Origin of the sequence: Thiothrix litoralis, from assembly GCF_017901135.1 — a bacterium.
GTDB lineage: Bacteria > Pseudomonadota > Gammaproteobacteria > Thiotrichales > Thiotrichaceae > Thiothrix > Thiothrix litoralis.
Genome location: NZ_CP072801.1, coordinates 2588658 through 2602944, shown reverse-complemented (window position 1 = coordinate 2602944; position 14287 = coordinate 2588658). Strand labels below are relative to the sequence as shown.

The 14287-nt window shown below is 52.5% G+C and carries 15 protein-coding genes; 11 read left to right on the top strand and 4 right to left on the bottom strand.

The genetic code is table 11. The features are described 5' to 3' along the window. The gene (locus J9253_RS12655) at positions 1-1113 is read right to left on the bottom strand and encodes a glycosyltransferase family 4 protein (protein WP_210221313.1); all 1113 of its coding nucleotides are present in this window, start codon (positions 1111-1113) and stop codon (positions 1-3) included. A 157-nt stretch (positions 1114-1270) separates the two neighbouring features. On the opposite strand from J9253_RS12655, the gene J9253_RS12650 reads away from it, so the two are divergent. The 6 genes from J9253_RS12650 to recC are packed head-to-tail and all read left to right on the top strand — an operon-like array spanning position 1271 to position 9152. Beyond that, positions 1271-2515: an O-antigen ligase family protein gene (locus J9253_RS12650; protein WP_210221312.1), complete on the top strand. Its 1245-nt coding sequence runs from the start codon at positions 1271-1273 to the stop codon at positions 2513-2515. Continuing rightward, the gene (locus J9253_RS12645; protein WP_210221311.1) at positions 2508-3596 is read left to right on the top strand and encodes a glycosyltransferase family 9 protein; all 1089 of its coding nucleotides are present in this window, start codon (positions 2508-2510) and stop codon (positions 3594-3596) included. Before J9253_RS12650 ends, J9253_RS12645 begins: the two co-directional genes overlap by 8 nt. Beyond that, a complete protein-coding gene (locus J9253_RS12640; RefSeq protein ID WP_228291368.1) occupies positions 3593-4399 on the top strand; it encodes a glycosyltransferase family 2 protein in 807 nt (268 codons plus the stop codon). The genes J9253_RS12645 and J9253_RS12640 overlap by 4 nt, the downstream gene beginning before the upstream one ends. Next, the gene (locus J9253_RS12635; RefSeq protein WP_210221310.1) at positions 4399-5160 is read left to right on the top strand and encodes a glycosyltransferase family 2 protein; all 762 of its coding nucleotides are present in this window, start codon (positions 4399-4401) and stop codon (positions 5158-5160) included. Before J9253_RS12640 ends, J9253_RS12635 begins: the two co-directional genes overlap by 1 nt. Further along, positions 5157-6017 (top strand): glycosyltransferase, encoded by an 861-nt coding sequence (locus tag J9253_RS12630; protein ID WP_210221309.1) that lies wholly within the window; start codon positions 5157-5159, stop codon positions 6015-6017. Before J9253_RS12635 ends, J9253_RS12630 begins: the two co-directional genes overlap by 4 nt. A 3-nt stretch (positions 6018-6020) precedes the next feature. Continuing rightward, entirely contained in the window at positions 6021-9152 is a 3132-nt protein-coding gene (gene recC, locus J9253_RS12625; protein ID WP_210221308.1) for an exodeoxyribonuclease V subunit gamma, read from the top strand. Here the strand turns inward: recC and J9253_RS12620 are convergent. After that, positions 9136-9789 carry a histidinol-phosphatase gene (locus J9253_RS12620; protein ID WP_210221307.1) on the bottom strand — a complete coding sequence of 218 codons (654 nt, stop codon included), beginning with the start codon at positions 9787-9789 and terminating at the stop codon, positions 9136-9138. The two genes, recC and J9253_RS12620, sit on opposite strands and share 17 nt — an antisense overlap. A 119-nt stretch (positions 9790-9908) precedes the next feature. Here J9253_RS12620 and J9253_RS12615 point away from each other — a divergent pair, with 119 nt between their 5' ends. Continuing rightward, the gene (locus J9253_RS12615; protein ID WP_210221306.1) at positions 9909-10379 is read left to right on the top strand and encodes an RNA pyrophosphohydrolase; all 471 of its coding nucleotides are present in this window, start codon (positions 9909-9911) and stop codon (positions 10377-10379) included. Positions 10380-10428: 49 nt separating this feature from the next. Here J9253_RS12615 and J9253_RS12610 read toward each other — a convergent pair whose 3' ends face one another. Together J9253_RS12610 and J9253_RS12605 are read right to left on the bottom strand one after the other, a co-directional pair. Then, positions 10429-10854, bottom strand: coding sequence for a CopD family protein (locus J9253_RS12610; RefSeq protein ID WP_210221305.1), 426 nt, complete (start codon positions 10852-10854; stop codon positions 10429-10431). A gap of 3 nt (positions 10855-10857) precedes the next feature. Continuing rightward, positions 10858-11361: a TlpA disulfide reductase family protein gene (locus J9253_RS12605; protein ID WP_210221304.1), complete on the bottom strand. Its 504-nt coding sequence runs from the start codon at positions 11359-11361 to the stop codon at positions 10858-10860. A gap of 75 nt (positions 11362-11436) precedes the next feature. On the opposite strand from J9253_RS12605, the gene argC reads away from it, so the two are divergent. From argC to erpA, 4 genes are all read left to right on the top strand, one after another. Next, entirely contained in the window at positions 11437-12477 is a 1041-nt protein-coding gene (argC, locus tag J9253_RS12600) for an N-acetyl-gamma-glutamyl-phosphate reductase (protein ID WP_210221303.1), read from the top strand. A gap of 28 nt (positions 12478-12505) precedes the next feature. Next, positions 12506-13348: a DUF6776 family protein gene (locus J9253_RS12595; protein WP_210221302.1), complete on the top strand. Its 843-nt coding sequence runs from the start codon at positions 12506-12508 to the stop codon at positions 13346-13348. Between the two features lie 6 nt (positions 13349-13354). Then, positions 13355-13837: a bactofilin family protein gene (locus tag J9253_RS12590; protein ID WP_210221301.1), complete on the top strand. Its 483-nt coding sequence runs from the start codon at positions 13355-13357 to the stop codon at positions 13835-13837. A gap of 69 nt (positions 13838-13906) precedes the next feature. After that, positions 13907-14257, top strand: a complete 351-nt coding sequence (gene erpA / locus J9253_RS12585) for an iron-sulfur cluster insertion protein ErpA (RefSeq protein ID WP_210221300.1) — start codon at positions 13907-13909, stop codon at positions 14255-14257. Positions 14258-14287 lie beyond the last annotated feature (30 nt).

Below are 14287 nucleotides of genomic sequence, written 5' to 3'. Positions count from 1 at the left end.
TTATATTTTCTGCTCAAGCAGTTTGCCAATATGTTGATTAATGTCTTGCCGGAAGCGAGTGACTGAAAATTTCTGGGCAAATTCACTGATTCTTTCCGGGTCAAAGGTTGCCTGTTGTGCTTCAAAAGTATCCACTGCCTGCCGGATCGCCTCAACCGTTTGTTCAGGAAAATGGATGCCGGTTACGCCGTGGATCACCGTTTCTGCCGTGCCTCCTTGATTGAGACAGATGACGGGTGTACCGCAAGCCTGTGCTTCTACCGGGATAATGCCGAAATCTTCCAGTGCGGCGAATACCAGTGCCTTGGCTTGTTGCATCAAGTGGGCAACCTGTTGGTCATCCTGAAAACCGAGAAGTTCAATATTCAGGGTGGCCATGCTGCGCAGCCTTTCCATTTCCGGGCCATTGCCCACCACCAGCAGTCGGCGCGAGGTATGCGCAAATGCCTGTACGATCAGGTCAATGCGCTTGTACGGAACCAAGCGTGAGAAGGCTAGATAGTAATCATCTTTATCCGTCGACAAGCTGAATCGATCCGTATCAACTGGCGGATAAATAACATGAGCCTCGCGCCGGTAAATCTTCTGGATACGTTTGCGGATGTAGTGTGAGTTGGCGATAAAATGGTCTACCCGATTGCTGCTGAGCACATCCCACAGGCGTAGGTGGTGTAAAGTGCGGCGGCTGAGCCAGGATTTAACACCCCCGTTTTGCAAATTGCCGCCACGCAGGTAATCGTGGTACATGTCCCAGGCATACCGCACCGGCGTATGGCAGTAACACACATGCAATTGCCCGTGGTGGGTTAGTACTCCTTTGGCGACCAGATGTGAAGAGGACAGCACCAGATCATACTTGTCGAGGTTGAATTGTTCGATGGCAATCGGGAACAGTGGCAAGTATTGGCGAAAATGCTTGCGGGCAAACGGTAAACGCTGGATAAACGAAGTGTTGGTTTGCTTGCCAGCGAGTAAAGACTGACGCCGGGTATCATCCAGCCAATCCACCAAGGTGTAAATGTCAGCATCGGGATAAAGGGTGTTGAACTCACCCACGCATTTTTCCGACCCCGCCACTTCATTGAACCATTCATGCACGAGTGCTACTTGCATTTAAAAACCTTGGCAGTGATGAAACGGGTCTGTAACAATGGGTAGCTGCGATGTACCAGTAGAAGACATGATGTTCCGCAAAAGCCGGAATTCTAACATACATTTAACGATTACATCTGCTGTGCGGCTGGGAGATAGAGGGATGGAACAACATATCATGAAACAGACAACCCTTGGGAGTGCAGAGGGAAAATGGCCGGATCTCGCGACTGTGAATTCATGGTTGCTGGTTCTGCTCGCTTTTAGCTTTATGATCAGTATTGCTGTTGGCAATATTTTACTGACACTTATCCTGTTGCTATGGTTATGGGAAGGTAAATTCCACGAAAAATTCCAGCAAGTCAAGCATAACCCTTTCGCGTGGGCGGCAGTAGCCTTTGTGGGCTTGCACTTTCTTGGCTTATTATGGACAAGCGATTGGGAATTTGCTGCATTTGTTTTGAAAAAAGAATTCAAGTTTCTGATGGTTCCGGTATTGATGACGGTGCTGAAACGTGAACATATTCCGTATTACCTGTTGGGTTTCCTGTTATCCATGAGCTTGCTGGTGGGTATTTCGTATGGGATTTATTTGGAACTGATTCCCCCTTACGCGATTTTTGGATTGGAAACCGTGCAAGACCCAACGCCGTTTGTGGGGCATATTGTCTACAACCCGGTGCTGGCATTTACCTTGTATATGATCTTGTACGTAGTGTTCCTGTCAGGTGAGTTGTCGTGGAAATTCAAGGCGCTGGGTTTGGTGTTGTTCGTCATGATGGGCATCAATATGTTCCTGACGCAGGGACGTATGGGGCAAGTGGTGTTTCTGGTGCTGCTGTCGTTATTTGTGTTTCAGTATTACCGGGGTAAGGTGCTCAAACCGGCTTTGGTTGCGCTGTTGTTGGTGGTGACGATTGCCCCGGCGGCTTACCTGTTCAGCCCCGTGGTGAAGGATCGGGTGAATCTGGCTGTCCACGAAGTGCAGAATTACCAGCAAGCACCCAACTCCAGCATGGGGTTACGGGTCATTATGCTGTTGAATTCGTTTCAACTCATTGAGGAAAATCCGCTGCTGGGGGTGGGTACGGGTGACTATCGACAAGAGTATGCGCGGGTGAATCAAGAAAACTTCCCCGAAGCGACGCGTGGCGAAGTGCTCGCGCACCCGCATAATGTGTATGTGCAGGAAATGGTGCAATTTGGGGTATTGGGTTTGCTGGTGTTGGGCTACCTGTTTTACGTGATGTTGTGCTTGTATCAGCGGTCTACCAGCCCGTTCCGCCCGGTGATGCTGGCGTTTCCTGTATTCTATTTTGTGATCTTTTTCTCTGACGGCTATATCATGGATCATTACCTAACGTTCCTGTTCCTGCTGTTGGGTTCGATTTTGTATGTCGATCAGGCTCGTCTGCGTGATTAAGAAAATCCTCGTTATTATCCGGCGTTCCAATGGTGATGTGCTGTTGGCTTCCCCACTGATCCAAGGTTTACAGGAATATTACCCGGGGGCAGTGATTGATCTGCTGGTAAACGACGATACGCTGGGTATTGCGAAAACCTTGCAGCCGATTCGCCAGATTCAGGTGTACTCGTATCAGTGGAAAAAGCTGCCCAAGTGGCAACGCTTACAGAAAACCGTTGCGCTAATGCGGGCGCTGTTTCGGCGTTATGACCTCGCGATTTCGCTAACCGCCACGGACAGCAGTGTGTTGTATGCGCTGTTGGCTGCACGGCGTGCCATCAGCACCATTGACGCTGAACCGCGTAAAAACTGGTGGAAAAAGCGTTTGTTGAGCGGGTATTACGTACTCGACCCCGCGCGTCACACCTTGTTGAATAATCTGGAACCTCTGCGACTGTTGGGCATTCTAACCGCGAAGATTGCGCCCACGGTGCATTGCTCGGCATCCGGCAAGGCGGCGGTATTGGCAAAGCTTCAGGCGAATAACCTTGAGCGATTCATGATTTTTCACCCTTCAGCACAGTATGGCTACAAGGTTTATCCCGCGCATTTGCGCCATACGCTGCTGCAACAACTCAGCACATTGGGGATGCCGATTGTGGTGACAGGGGCAGCAACGGCCTTGGATTTGCAGATCAAAGCCACCTTGCCCACGCTGGATAATGTCTACGATTGGATCGGTGAAACCAGCCTCGACGAATACATTGCCCTGAGCGAATATTCGCAAGCCTATGTGGGCGGCGATACCCTGAACATGCACATTGCAGCCGCGCAAAACAAGCGGGTGTTTGCCATTTTTGGCCCCACCTTATTGGAGGCTTGGTCGCCCTGGTCGAACGCTTTGCAGTGTAATGCTACCCGCAGCCAGCCCCAGCAGACCTATGCCAATATCACGGTGTTTCAGGCTGATATGCCGTGCGTACCGTGCGGGAAGAAAGGGTGCGATGATCAGTTGGGGGTGAGCGAATGCTTGCAGCGGATTGAGCCGGGGATGATTATTGCCGCCGTCAAGGCTTGGTTGCAACAGGAGCAATCGTGAAAATTTCAGTTATTGTGACCACGTATAACCGCCCACGCGCGTTGGAAATTGTGTTGCACAGCTTGTTCCAGCAACAGCGTTTGCCCGATGAAATTTTGGTGGCGGATGATGGTTCAACGCCAGCAACCGAAGCCTTGCTGACGGCGCTGCAAGCACGTTCGCCTTGCCCCTTGCGCCACGTTTGGCAAGCGGATGATGGTTTCCGTGCCGCCGGGATTCGTAATCAAGCGGTTGCGCAAGCCACCGGCGATTACCTGATTTTCTTGGATGGTGATAGCGTGGTGTTAGCGAATTTTGTTGCCCAGCATGAACGTCTGGCAGAAAAGGGCTGGCTGGTGGCGGGTAATCGGCTGTTATTGAGTGAGGTTCTGACGGCGGACTGGGAAGCAGGGCGCTGTAATCCACTGCATTTTTCCGCGTTGGCTTGGTTGGGACAACGGCTGGCGGGCAAGGTAAACCGCTTATTACCTTTGATTCGCTGCTCAACCACAGCGTCGTGGCGCAAAAAGAAACCTGCCGCTTGGGCAGGCGCAAAAACCTGTAATTTAGCGGTATGGCGGCAGGATTTCGTCGCGGTTAACGGTTTCGATGAGCTGTTCCACGGCTGGGGGCATGAAGATGCTGATCTTGCCATTCGGCTTATCCATCAGGGCGTATCGCGCAAAGAAGGGCGCTTTGCCGTGCCTATCCTGCACTTGTGGCACAAGGAAAGCCCACGCGACTTTGAATCGGCGAACCTGCAACGTTTACAATCACGTCTGGCGGATAAAACCTTTATCCGGGCAATCAAGGGTATGGAATAATGACAAAAATAAGTGGGTTGGTGATCACCTACAACGAAACGCAGCACATCCGTGCTTGCATTGAATCGTTGTTGCAAGTGTGCGATGACGTGGTGGTGGTCGATTCTTTGAGCAGCGATGACACCGCCGCGAGGGCGACAGCCATGGGCGCGACAGTGATTCCGCAGGCGTTTCTGGGTTATGGCCCGCAGAAAAATCATGGTCTGGCGTTTTGCAAGCACGCATGGGTATTGAGTCTGGATGCGGATGAGCGCTTGGATGCGGATGCTATCGCCGAGATTCAACGCTTGGATTTGGTTAATAGCCAGTACGATACGTATGCTTTTCGCCGTAAAAACCTGTTTCATGACAAATGGATACGTTGCACCACCTGGTATCCCGATCATGTGCGGCGTTTATTCAACCGCGAAAAGGTGCGCTTTTCCGAGGCGCAATGCCACGAAAAAGTCGAAAGTGCGGCACATACCGAACTGGATTCGCACATCATCCATTACTCGTTCAGCGACTACCACGACATGCTCCACAAGCTGAATAAGTATTCCACGCAATACGCTGAGGATAATATTGGCAAGAAAAAGCGTGTTAGCGTGTGGTCGCCGCCGTTGCATGGTCTGTTTGCCTTCCTCAAAAATTACTTCATCAAGGGCGGGATGTTGTGCGGGTTTGATGGCTTCAATATTTCCTTGCTGAATGCGCTAGGGTCGTATTTCAAATACGCCAAGCTGCTGGAAAAACAGCGTTACACGGGGGGCAAGCCATGAAAGTTAGTGCTTGTACCTTTATCCGCAATGGGCAGATTTTGGGCTACCCGTTTGTGGAATCAATTCGTTCCGTGTTGCCCATCGTCGATGAATTCGTGATTGCGGTGGGGCAAAGTGACGATGATACCCTCAGCATCCTCAAAAGCTTGAATGAACCCAAGTTGCGCCTGATTGAAACCGTGTGGAACGAAAATATGCGGGCGAAAGGCTATGTGTACGGTCAGCAAAAAATGCTGGCGCAGTTCGCGTGCACTGGCGAATGGATTTTCTATTTGGAAGCCGATGAAGTGCTGCATGAAAACGACTTGCCGATCATTCAGGCGAGTATGCAGCAATACCTGCACGATGACCGTGTGGAGGCGCTGATTTTCGATTACTTGCATTTCTACGGCAATGCCAACACCTACTTGTGGTCGCCGGGCTGGTATCGTCGCGCTCCGCGCATTATCAAAGCATCGGTCAGAAGCTATGCGCCCGATGGCCTGTTCTGGCTGGTGTTGGATTCCAACAAGCACGGGCGTTACCCCAAAGCCGCGCACAGCGGGGCGACGATGTACCATTACGGCTGGGTCAGGAGCGAGGAGCAGATGAACCTCAAAGCCAGCCGCGTGGAAAAGTACTGGAACAAACAAAACGCCGCGATTGATTACCGCGATATGGATGGGCGCATCCTGCGCGAATTTACCGGAACTCATCCGGTGGTGATGCAGACTTACTTGCCCAAGGAATCCGGCCTGTTTCAGGTGAACCCCGCGTACCAGCCGAGCCGCAAGCAGCAAAAACACGGGTGGATGCTCAAACTGGAACGCTGGTTCGGGCTGGAACTCAGCAAAAAACATTACACGCTGGTGAAATAACTCATGCTCTACCTGCACCATTCCAATCAGCTTGAACAGCTTGCCAGCCAGTTTGCCGAGTTGCAGCGCAAACAGCCTTTAGCGCCGTTGGCAACCGAACAGGTGGTGGTGCAAAACAGCGGCATGGGGCGCTGGTTGTCGTTGCAAACTGCCAGCTTCAATGGCATTGCTGCCAACATCCGTTACCTGTTTCCGGCGGAAATGACCTGGGAATTGCTGCGCATGGTGTTGGAGTCTGTGCCGGAAAAAGACCCGTGCGCTCCGGCAGTGATGCGCTGGCGTTTGTTTGATATTTTCCTGCAAGAGCCAGAGGCATGGCCGGAGTTGGCACGTTACCTTGAGGGTGGTGCAACGGCGGCGTGGCAACTCGCCGCGCAACTCGCCAAAGTGTTTGACCAATACCTGTTTTTCCGCCCGGACTGGATTCGGGAATGGGAGCAGGGCAAAGGCGGCCGTGATGATTGGCAAGCACGTTTGTGGTGGCGGGTAGCAGGTGAGCAGCAATTGCCGCACTGGGTGCGTTTACAGGAGCGTTTTTCCCATGCACTGGCAGCAGTCGATAAAACCAAATTGCCGCAACGTATCTGCTTTTTTTCCGTGCCGGTGTTGTCACCCGGTTATGTGCAATTGTTGGGGAAGGTCGCCGAATACCTCGACATCCACATCTACCTGATGAACCCTTGCGAAGAATACTGGGGCGATATCGAGTCCGAAAAACGCAAGCGTAAGCAGCAGGCGGATGTGCAGGATTATTACCATGTGGGCAATCCCTTGCTGGCATCGTGGGGGCGGCAAGGGCGTGATTTCCTTGATTTGCTGATCGAAGCCAACGCCGATATTGACGATTTATCGCTGTTCCATGAGCCGGATGAAACTACCTTGCTGGGGCGGGTACAAGCCGATATGTTGTACCTGCGGATGCCGGAAGAGGGGGAGGAGACAACAGCAGATTCTTCCATCGCCTTCCACGCCTGCCATTCGCCGATGCGTGAAGCCGAAGTGCTTTACGATCAGTTGCTGGCCTTGTTTACGGCTAACCCCGATGTGACCCCAGCAGACGTGGTGGTGATGACGCCCGACATCGACACTTACGCGCCGTATCTGGATGCAGTGTTTTCGAGTGCGCCTTACCCCTTGCCGTTCAGCATTGCTGACCGTAGCCCCGGTTACGTCCAGAGCATTACCAATCTGTGCGAACGTTTGCTGGAGATCCCGCAAGGCCGCTGTGATGTGGAAAGCGTGTTGGCCTTGCTGGAGTTCGAGGAAGTGCGTACCCGTATCGGGGTGGATGAGGCGCAAGTGATGCAGTGCCGCGCGTGGATGCGGGCGGTGAATATTCGCTGGGGTGCTGATGCCGGAATGCGCCCGGAATTGGGGGGCGCGGCGACATCCGAACACACTTGGCGTTACGGCCTTGACCGTTTGCTGCTGGGCTATGCGATGCCTGGTGAGGAACTGTTCGGCGGTATCCTGCCGTGGAATGAGATCGAAGGCAGTCAGGCCGAAATACTGGGGCGCTTGCAACAGGTGCTGGATGCGGTGTTCGAGCTGGCACGCTGGGGGCAGCAGCAACACTCGGTCACAGAATGGAACCGACGTTTCCGCTATGTGCTGGAAACCGTGGCAGGCGAAGACGCGCCGCTGCAATCGGTATGGCAGGCGCTGGAAAATCTGGAAAAAACCCTGGGGCAAGCCAATTTCGAGCAGCCGATTGTGTGGGCGGTGTTCCAGAGTGCGCTGGCGGAATTGCTCGACAAGCGCAGCGAATCCGACGGTTTTCTGGGGCGCGGGATTACCTGTTGCGCCCTGATGCCGATGCGTACCGTGCCGTTCCGTTTCGTTGCGCTGATCGGCATGAATGACGGTATTTACCCGCGTCGTGATGCCCGCGCCAGCTTCGACCGCATGGGGCAGGGGGTCAAGCGCGGCGACCGCCTCAAGCGTGACGAAGACCGTTACCTGTTTTTGGAAAGCATCCTGTCTGCGCGTGACTGGTTGTACCTCAGCTACATTGGGCAAAGCCCGCACGACAACAGCGAATTACCGCCGTCGGTGCTGGTCAGCGAACTGATGGATTATCTGGAGCGCTGCGTGCCGGGTAGCCGTAAAACCTTGTTGAGCAAACACCCGCTGCAAGCCTTCAGCCGCAAATACCTGCGCGGTGATAATGATTTGTTCACCTACAACCCGTATTGCCTGCCTGACGCAAACACTTCCCCAACGCTCCCCGGCTTTGCTCCTCCCCTGATAAGGGGAGGCTGGGAGGGGTTTCTGCCTCCCCCCGATCCTGCCTCCCGCTACGTCAGCCTTGCCAATTTGATCCGTTTTTACCAGCATCCGGCGCGGGTATTCCTGAAAGAGCGCTTCGGTTTGCGTCTGGCGGAATACGCCGATGAGTTGCCAATCCGTGAACCGTTTGGGCTGGAAAAGTACAGTGAGCGTGATGTGCGGGCGTGCATTTTCCGGCAACTGCAACACGCGCTGCCAGCGGCGACCGCCGAACCCTTGTTGCGGGCGCAAGGCTTGTTGCCGCACGGCAAACCCGGCGAACTGGTTTTCAGGAAGGAAGCGGGGGTGACGGAGGTGTTTTTCCAGAGCATTCAACCGCTGCCTGTCTTGGAGCGCGAACCCTTTAGCCTGACCTTGGGCGAGTTTCACCTCAGTGACACGCTGGCAAATCTGGATAGAACCGCCGGGCGCAAGGTGTACGAGTTCGGCAAACTGAGCTACTGGAACTGGCTGGACATCTGGCTGCACCATCTGGCGCTGAATACCTTGCCGGAAAGTGTTTGCCCACACCGCACTCTGATCTATACGCCGGAAGACCGTTTCCAGCTTGAGCCAGTAGCAGATGTACGCGAGCAATTGCACCAACTGCTGGACTGGTATTGGCAAGGCTTGCAGGAACCGTTGGCGTTTTTCCCCAAATCAGGCTTTAACCTGATGGAGCAGAAACAGCCGGATGTCGCCAAGGTGATGAGTACCTGGGATGGCAGCGGTAACTTCGCGGGCGAATGTGAAAAGCCCGAATACCGCCTGCTTTACCGTGGCATCAACCCGCTGGAAACACAAGAAGACGCTTTTGTGGAAATTGCACAAGGTGTATTCGGGCAGATGTTTAGCGCAAAGAAATAACCGGCCAGCCGTTGGCTAAGGCCGTTGCTTTGAGTGTGTCATCGGGGTCAACTGCCACCGGGTTTTCCACCATTTCCAGCAGTGGCAAGTCATTGCGCGAGTCGCTGTAGAAATAGCTGCCGCTGAGGGTTTCCGCGCTGGTTTCTAGCCAGTGTTGCAGGCGGGTGACTTTGCCCGCTTGAAAGCACGGCACGCCATCAATTTCACGGGTATAGCGCCCGTCGACGATTTTCGGTTCAGTTGCCAGCAAATGCGGAATGCCAAACGCTTCGACAATCGGGCGGGTGATGAAACTGTTGGTGGCGGTAATCACCATCAGCGTGTGGCCTTGGCTGCGGTGTTTTTCCACCAGTTGCCGGGCTGTGTCGCTGATCAACGGCTGGATGACACTGGCCATGAATTCGCGGTGCAGTTCGGTCAGTTCCGCCATGCTGCGCTCGCTGAGGGGCTTAAAGGAAAACGCCGAAAATTCGTGAATATCCAGCACGCCTTGTTTGTATTGGTCGTAAAAATACTGGTTGGCGGTGGCGTACTGATCGCGTTCCACCAATCCCTTGCTGACCAGAAATTGCCCCCATTCGTAGTCGCTGTCGCTGCTGAGCAGGGTGTTATCCAGATCAAAAAGTGCCAAAGTCATGTTTTTTTTGCTCCGTTTGCGGAAAACCGACGATTGTACCTGCTTTTTGCCAGCGTTAAATTGCTGAATCATGACAGTTGTGGAAAAATCAGGGAAAGTTAAGCTTTGGAGAGTGAATCGTGATTGATCAGGAAGGATTCAGAGCCAACGTTGGCATCATCCTCTGCAATTGCGACGGGAAAGTGTTTTGGGGGAAACGGTTGGGACAGGACTCCTGGCAGTTTCCACAGGGAGGAATAGATCGGGGAGAAACACCGACAGATGCCATGTTCCGCGAATTGTACGAAGAAGTTGGTTTGCGGCACGACCAAGTGCAAATAGTCGGGGAAACTCGTGGATGGTTGCGCTACCGCATCCCCCATTACATGATTCGCCGTCGTGCGAAGCCGTTGTGCATCGGTCAAAAGCAGCGTTGGTTTTTGCTGCGTTTGTTGTGCAACGACTATGATGTCAATTTGGAGGCCACCGGGAAACCGGAATTCGACCATTGGGAATGGGTGGACTATTGGAAGCCCGCCAACCAAGTGGTCTTTTTTAAACGTCGGGTCTACCATCGGGCGCTGAACGAATTAGCGCCGTTGTTGGAGTAAGAAACCCCTCCTAACCTCCCCTTATCAGGGGAGGAACAAGAGGGGGGTCTTAAAATGGCTTCACAATCGCCAGAATCACGATCACGATCAGCAGCACGCTGGGGGCTTCGTTAAACCAGCGATACCACTTGTGGTCGTGCGTGTTGGCATCACTCCTGAATTTGACCATCAGCTTGTAGCAAGCATGGTGATAACCCAGCAACAGCACAATCAGCAGCAGTTTGAGGTGGAACCAGTGACTGGCTACCAATAGATACTGCCAGTTCATCACCAGCATGATCAAACCAAACACCAGCGTAATGCCTGCGCCGATGGTCATGATCGCAAACAGCCGCCGTTCCATGATTTTGAACAGGGTAAAACTGCCGCTGTTTTCGGGCATGGCGTGGTACACATACAAGCGCGGCAGGTAAAACAAGCCTGCAAACCACGTCACCATAAAGATAACGTGGATGGCTTTGATCCATTCGTACATGGTTTATCCTTTTATTAAGTCGCGGACTTTTTGTTCCAGTTCCGCCGCATCCCATTCGCCCATTTTTCTGGCAGCAATATTGCCATCAGCGCCGATCAGGAACGAGGTGGGTGTGACCCGCACGTCAAACTGTTTGGTCAGTTCGCCGCTTTGGTCGTGTGCGACAGTATAAGTCATGCCTTTTTGCGTGCGCATCGCCTTGATTTCAGCGGGGACATCGTAAGGCATGGCGACGCCAATGATGCGGAAACCACTGCTTTGCATCTTTTGGTCGAGCGCTTCCAGTACCGGAATTTCTTTCACGCAGCCGGGGCAGGACGTTGACCAGAAGGTCAGCATATACGGCTTGCCTTGCAAGCTGCCAAGGTTGAGTTTTTCGCCGTCAAGGGTTTGCACGTTCATCGCCTCGGGGACGTGCATCACGCCCTTGCTGGGCATGAACACAAAAAATGTCAGCAAGCCAATGATGAATGCCAGTATGGCTATTCCTTTCGTATCCAGTTTCATAGTGCCTGAGGTTGTTAATCGTTAAGGAAGGCGTATTATACAGGGATTTTTCCAGCAGACATAAAAAGGGGTCGTGTGAAAAGGAAGATTGGTATTGTTGGCGCGACAGGTTATACCGGCGTTGAACTGTTACGGTTGCTGGTGAGCCACCCTGATGTTGAGATTATTTGCGTGACTTCCCGTGAACATGCGGGTAGCCGGGTGGATGCGATGTTCCCCAACCTGCGCGGTTATCTTGATCTGGCGTTTACTGCGCCGTCTGATGAAGCCCTGAGTGCTTGTGATCTGGTATTTTTTGCAACCCCCAACGGTGTTGCCATGAAAAGTACCCAGACCTTGCTGGATGCTGGTACTAAAGTTATTGATCTCGCCGCTGATTTCCGTATCAAGGATATTGCTGTCTGGGAAAAATGGTACGGGATGCAACACGCCAGCCCCGCCTTGGTGGAAGAAGCGGTGTATGGTTTGCCTGAATTAAACCGTGAACACATCCGCAATGCCCGCCTGGTTGCTAACCCCGGTTGTTACCCGACCGCTGTGACTTTAGGTTTGTTGCCCTTGGTGGAAAATGGCCTGATTGATCTGGAAGGTATTATTGCCGATACCAAGTCCGGGGTCAGTGGGGCAGGGCGCAAAGCCGAAGTCCACACCTTGCTGGCAGAAGCGGGCGATAATTTCAAAGCCTATGCGGTTGCTGGGCATCGCCATCAGCCAGAAATTGCCCAAACACTTTCAATTGTCGCGCAAAATGCAATAAGCCCCGTTTTTGTACCACATTTGTTGCCTATGATTCGCGGGATTCACGCTACACTCTACGCTATGCTGAGTGTTGACGCAGAACAAGCTGATTTGCAGCAACTGTACACGGCTCGCTATGCCAACGAACCCTTTGTGGATGTGATGCCTGCCGGTTCTCACCCTGAAACCCGCTCGGTGCGTGGCGCTAATATGTGCCGTATGGCGATTCACCGCCCCGGTAATACCCGCCGTGTTGTGGTACTCTCAGTGATTGATAACCTCGTTAAAGGTGCAGCGGGGCAAGCAGTGCAAAATATGAACCTGATGCTCGGTTTATCAGAACACACAGCGTTGCAGCATCCGGGGTTATTGCCCTGATATTACTAAAAAGAGATAGTAAGCACGCATGAGCTTCGAGTATAAATTTGAAAATCGTGGGACAGTACAAGTACGTCCCACCGGCAGTGACAAGCGCAATCCCTGCTGGTATATGTTGTTAGGTGTTTTGTTGTTGTCCACTGCGCTAGTCGGTTGGTTCTTTTTTAGTGGTTACCTGACCCCGGCTTCCTCCACAGGTGGTATTCATGCCGTGACCTTGGGCGGTAAAATGAACGAGCAGGAAAAACTCATCGCCGAGCAAACCACGACCATCCGCGATCTTGAAGCCAAGCTGGCTTCCACTAAACGGGATGCCGATGTACAAACGGCTGCCAATGCCGAGCTTACCAGGAAGTTTTCTGCCACTGAGGCTGATCTGACCACCGAACGTGGCAAGCTGGCTTTATACGAAGAGATTCTGTCGCCGGAAGGGCTGGAACAAGGTTTGCACTTGCAATACTTCGGTGTCAAAGAGCGCCTAGTTGATAGCGACGGTAAGAAAATCACTGGCAAGCATTTATACCAGTACCATTTGGTATTGGCGAATATCAAAGGCGGCGATACTGCGGTAAAAGGCAGTTACAGTATCGCTATCAGCGGCAAACAGAATGGCAAAGCCGCGAGTGTGTTACACAAAGATGTTACTCCGGACAATGAGAAAGTGCTGAGCACCTTTGATGTTAAGCATTACCAAAGTCTGGAAGGTAATTTGGTTTTCCCCAAGGATTTTGTGCCAGAATCCGTGAAAGTTAAAGTGAACCCTGATTCCGGCGACATCCCAGAGCGCCTGTCCAAGAGTTATGACTGGTCTAGTTTCAATAAAATCAGTGCCACCAAGTCTGATTTAACCGTATCCACCACAAAGGAGTAAACAAGCATGTTCGGAAAGTCCGCCAAAAGTAGCGGTGGTAGTATGCCCGCCAGCAGCAGTAGCAATCACAACCACGGCGACCAGAAAATTCGTAGCGCGACGATTGATACCATGATCGGCAAAGGCACAACCATTGACGGTGACTTACGTTTCTCCGGGGGCTTGCATGTGGAAGGTGTCATTAAAGGTAATCTGGCAGCAGACGGCGATGATGCTACCCTGATCCTGAGTGAACACGGTCATATTCAAGGGGAAGTTCGCGTACCTAGCATGGTACTGAACGGCATGATTGATGGTGACGTTTTCGCGTGTGGCAAAGTCGAGCTGTTCGAGAAAGCCCGCATTTGCGGTGATGTGTATTACAACTTGCTGGAAATGGCGGTTGGTGCAGAAGTGAACGGTAAGCTGGTACGCCAGAAGCCTGAAACGGGCAAGTTCGCTACTCCGCCAACACCCCTAATAGCACCGGTTTCCACTGACGACGAATAAGGCTTTTTGCCTTGTGGCTTAAGCAGTGATAACGTCACATCATACAATCATTTTGCAGGAGATATTTGCATGACCGTTGAAACCGCCATTCCTTCCCCGCTGGTCTTTACTGATGCAGCGGCAATTAAGGTAAAAGCACTGATTCAGGATGAAGGCAATGATGCGCTGAAACTGCGCGTATTCGTACAAGGTGGCGGTTGTTCCGGCTTCCAGTACGGCTTCACCTTTGATGAAAATATGAACGAAGATGACACGGCTGTGGAAAACGGCGGCGTGACGCTGCTGATCGACCCGATGAGCTTCCAGTACATGGTCGGTGCAGAAATTGACTACACCGAAGGTCTGGAAGGGGCGCAATTCGTGATCCGTAATCCGAATGCGACCACGACTTGTGGTTGTGGGTCATCTTTCAGCCCGTAAGTAGCAGATGGCAAGCATCTAAAAAAGGCC

Coding starts and splice junctions, on each gene's coding strand:
- J9253_RS12655 (WP_210221313.1), bottom strand. CDS start 1,113: ATGCAAGTAGCACTCGTGCATGAATGGTTCAATGAAGTGGCGGGGTCG.
- J9253_RS12650 (WP_210221312.1), top strand. CDS start 1,271: ATGAAACAGACAACCCTTGGGAGTGCAGAGGGAAAATGGCCGGATCTC.
- J9253_RS12635 (WP_210221310.1), top strand. CDS start 4,399: ATGACAAAAATAAGTGGGTTGGTGATCACCTACAACGAAACGCAGCAC.
- J9253_RS12630 (WP_210221309.1), top strand. CDS start 5,157: ATGAAAGTTAGTGCTTGTACCTTTATCCGCAATGGGCAGATTTTGGGC.
- recC (WP_210221308.1), top strand. CDS start 6,021: ATGCTCTACCTGCACCATTCCAATCAGCTTGAACAGCTTGCCAGCCAG.
- J9253_RS12620 (WP_210221307.1), bottom strand. CDS start 9,789: ATGACTTTGGCACTTTTTGATCTGGATAACACCCTGCTCAGCAGCGAC.
- J9253_RS12610 (WP_210221305.1), bottom strand. CDS start 10,854: ATGTACGAATGGATCAAAGCCATCCACGTTATCTTTATGGTGACGTGG.
- J9253_RS12605 (WP_210221304.1), bottom strand. CDS start 11,361: ATGAAACTGGATACGAAAGGAATAGCCATACTGGCATTCATCATTGGC.
- J9253_RS12595 (WP_210221302.1), top strand. CDS start 12,506: ATGAGCTTCGAGTATAAATTTGAAAATCGTGGGACAGTACAAGTACGT.
- J9253_RS12590 (WP_210221301.1), top strand. CDS start 13,355: ATGTTCGGAAAGTCCGCCAAAAGTAGCGGTGGTAGTATGCCCGCCAGC.
- erpA (WP_210221300.1), top strand. CDS start 13,907: ATGACCGTTGAAACCGCCATTCCTTCCCCGCTGGTCTTTACTGATGCA.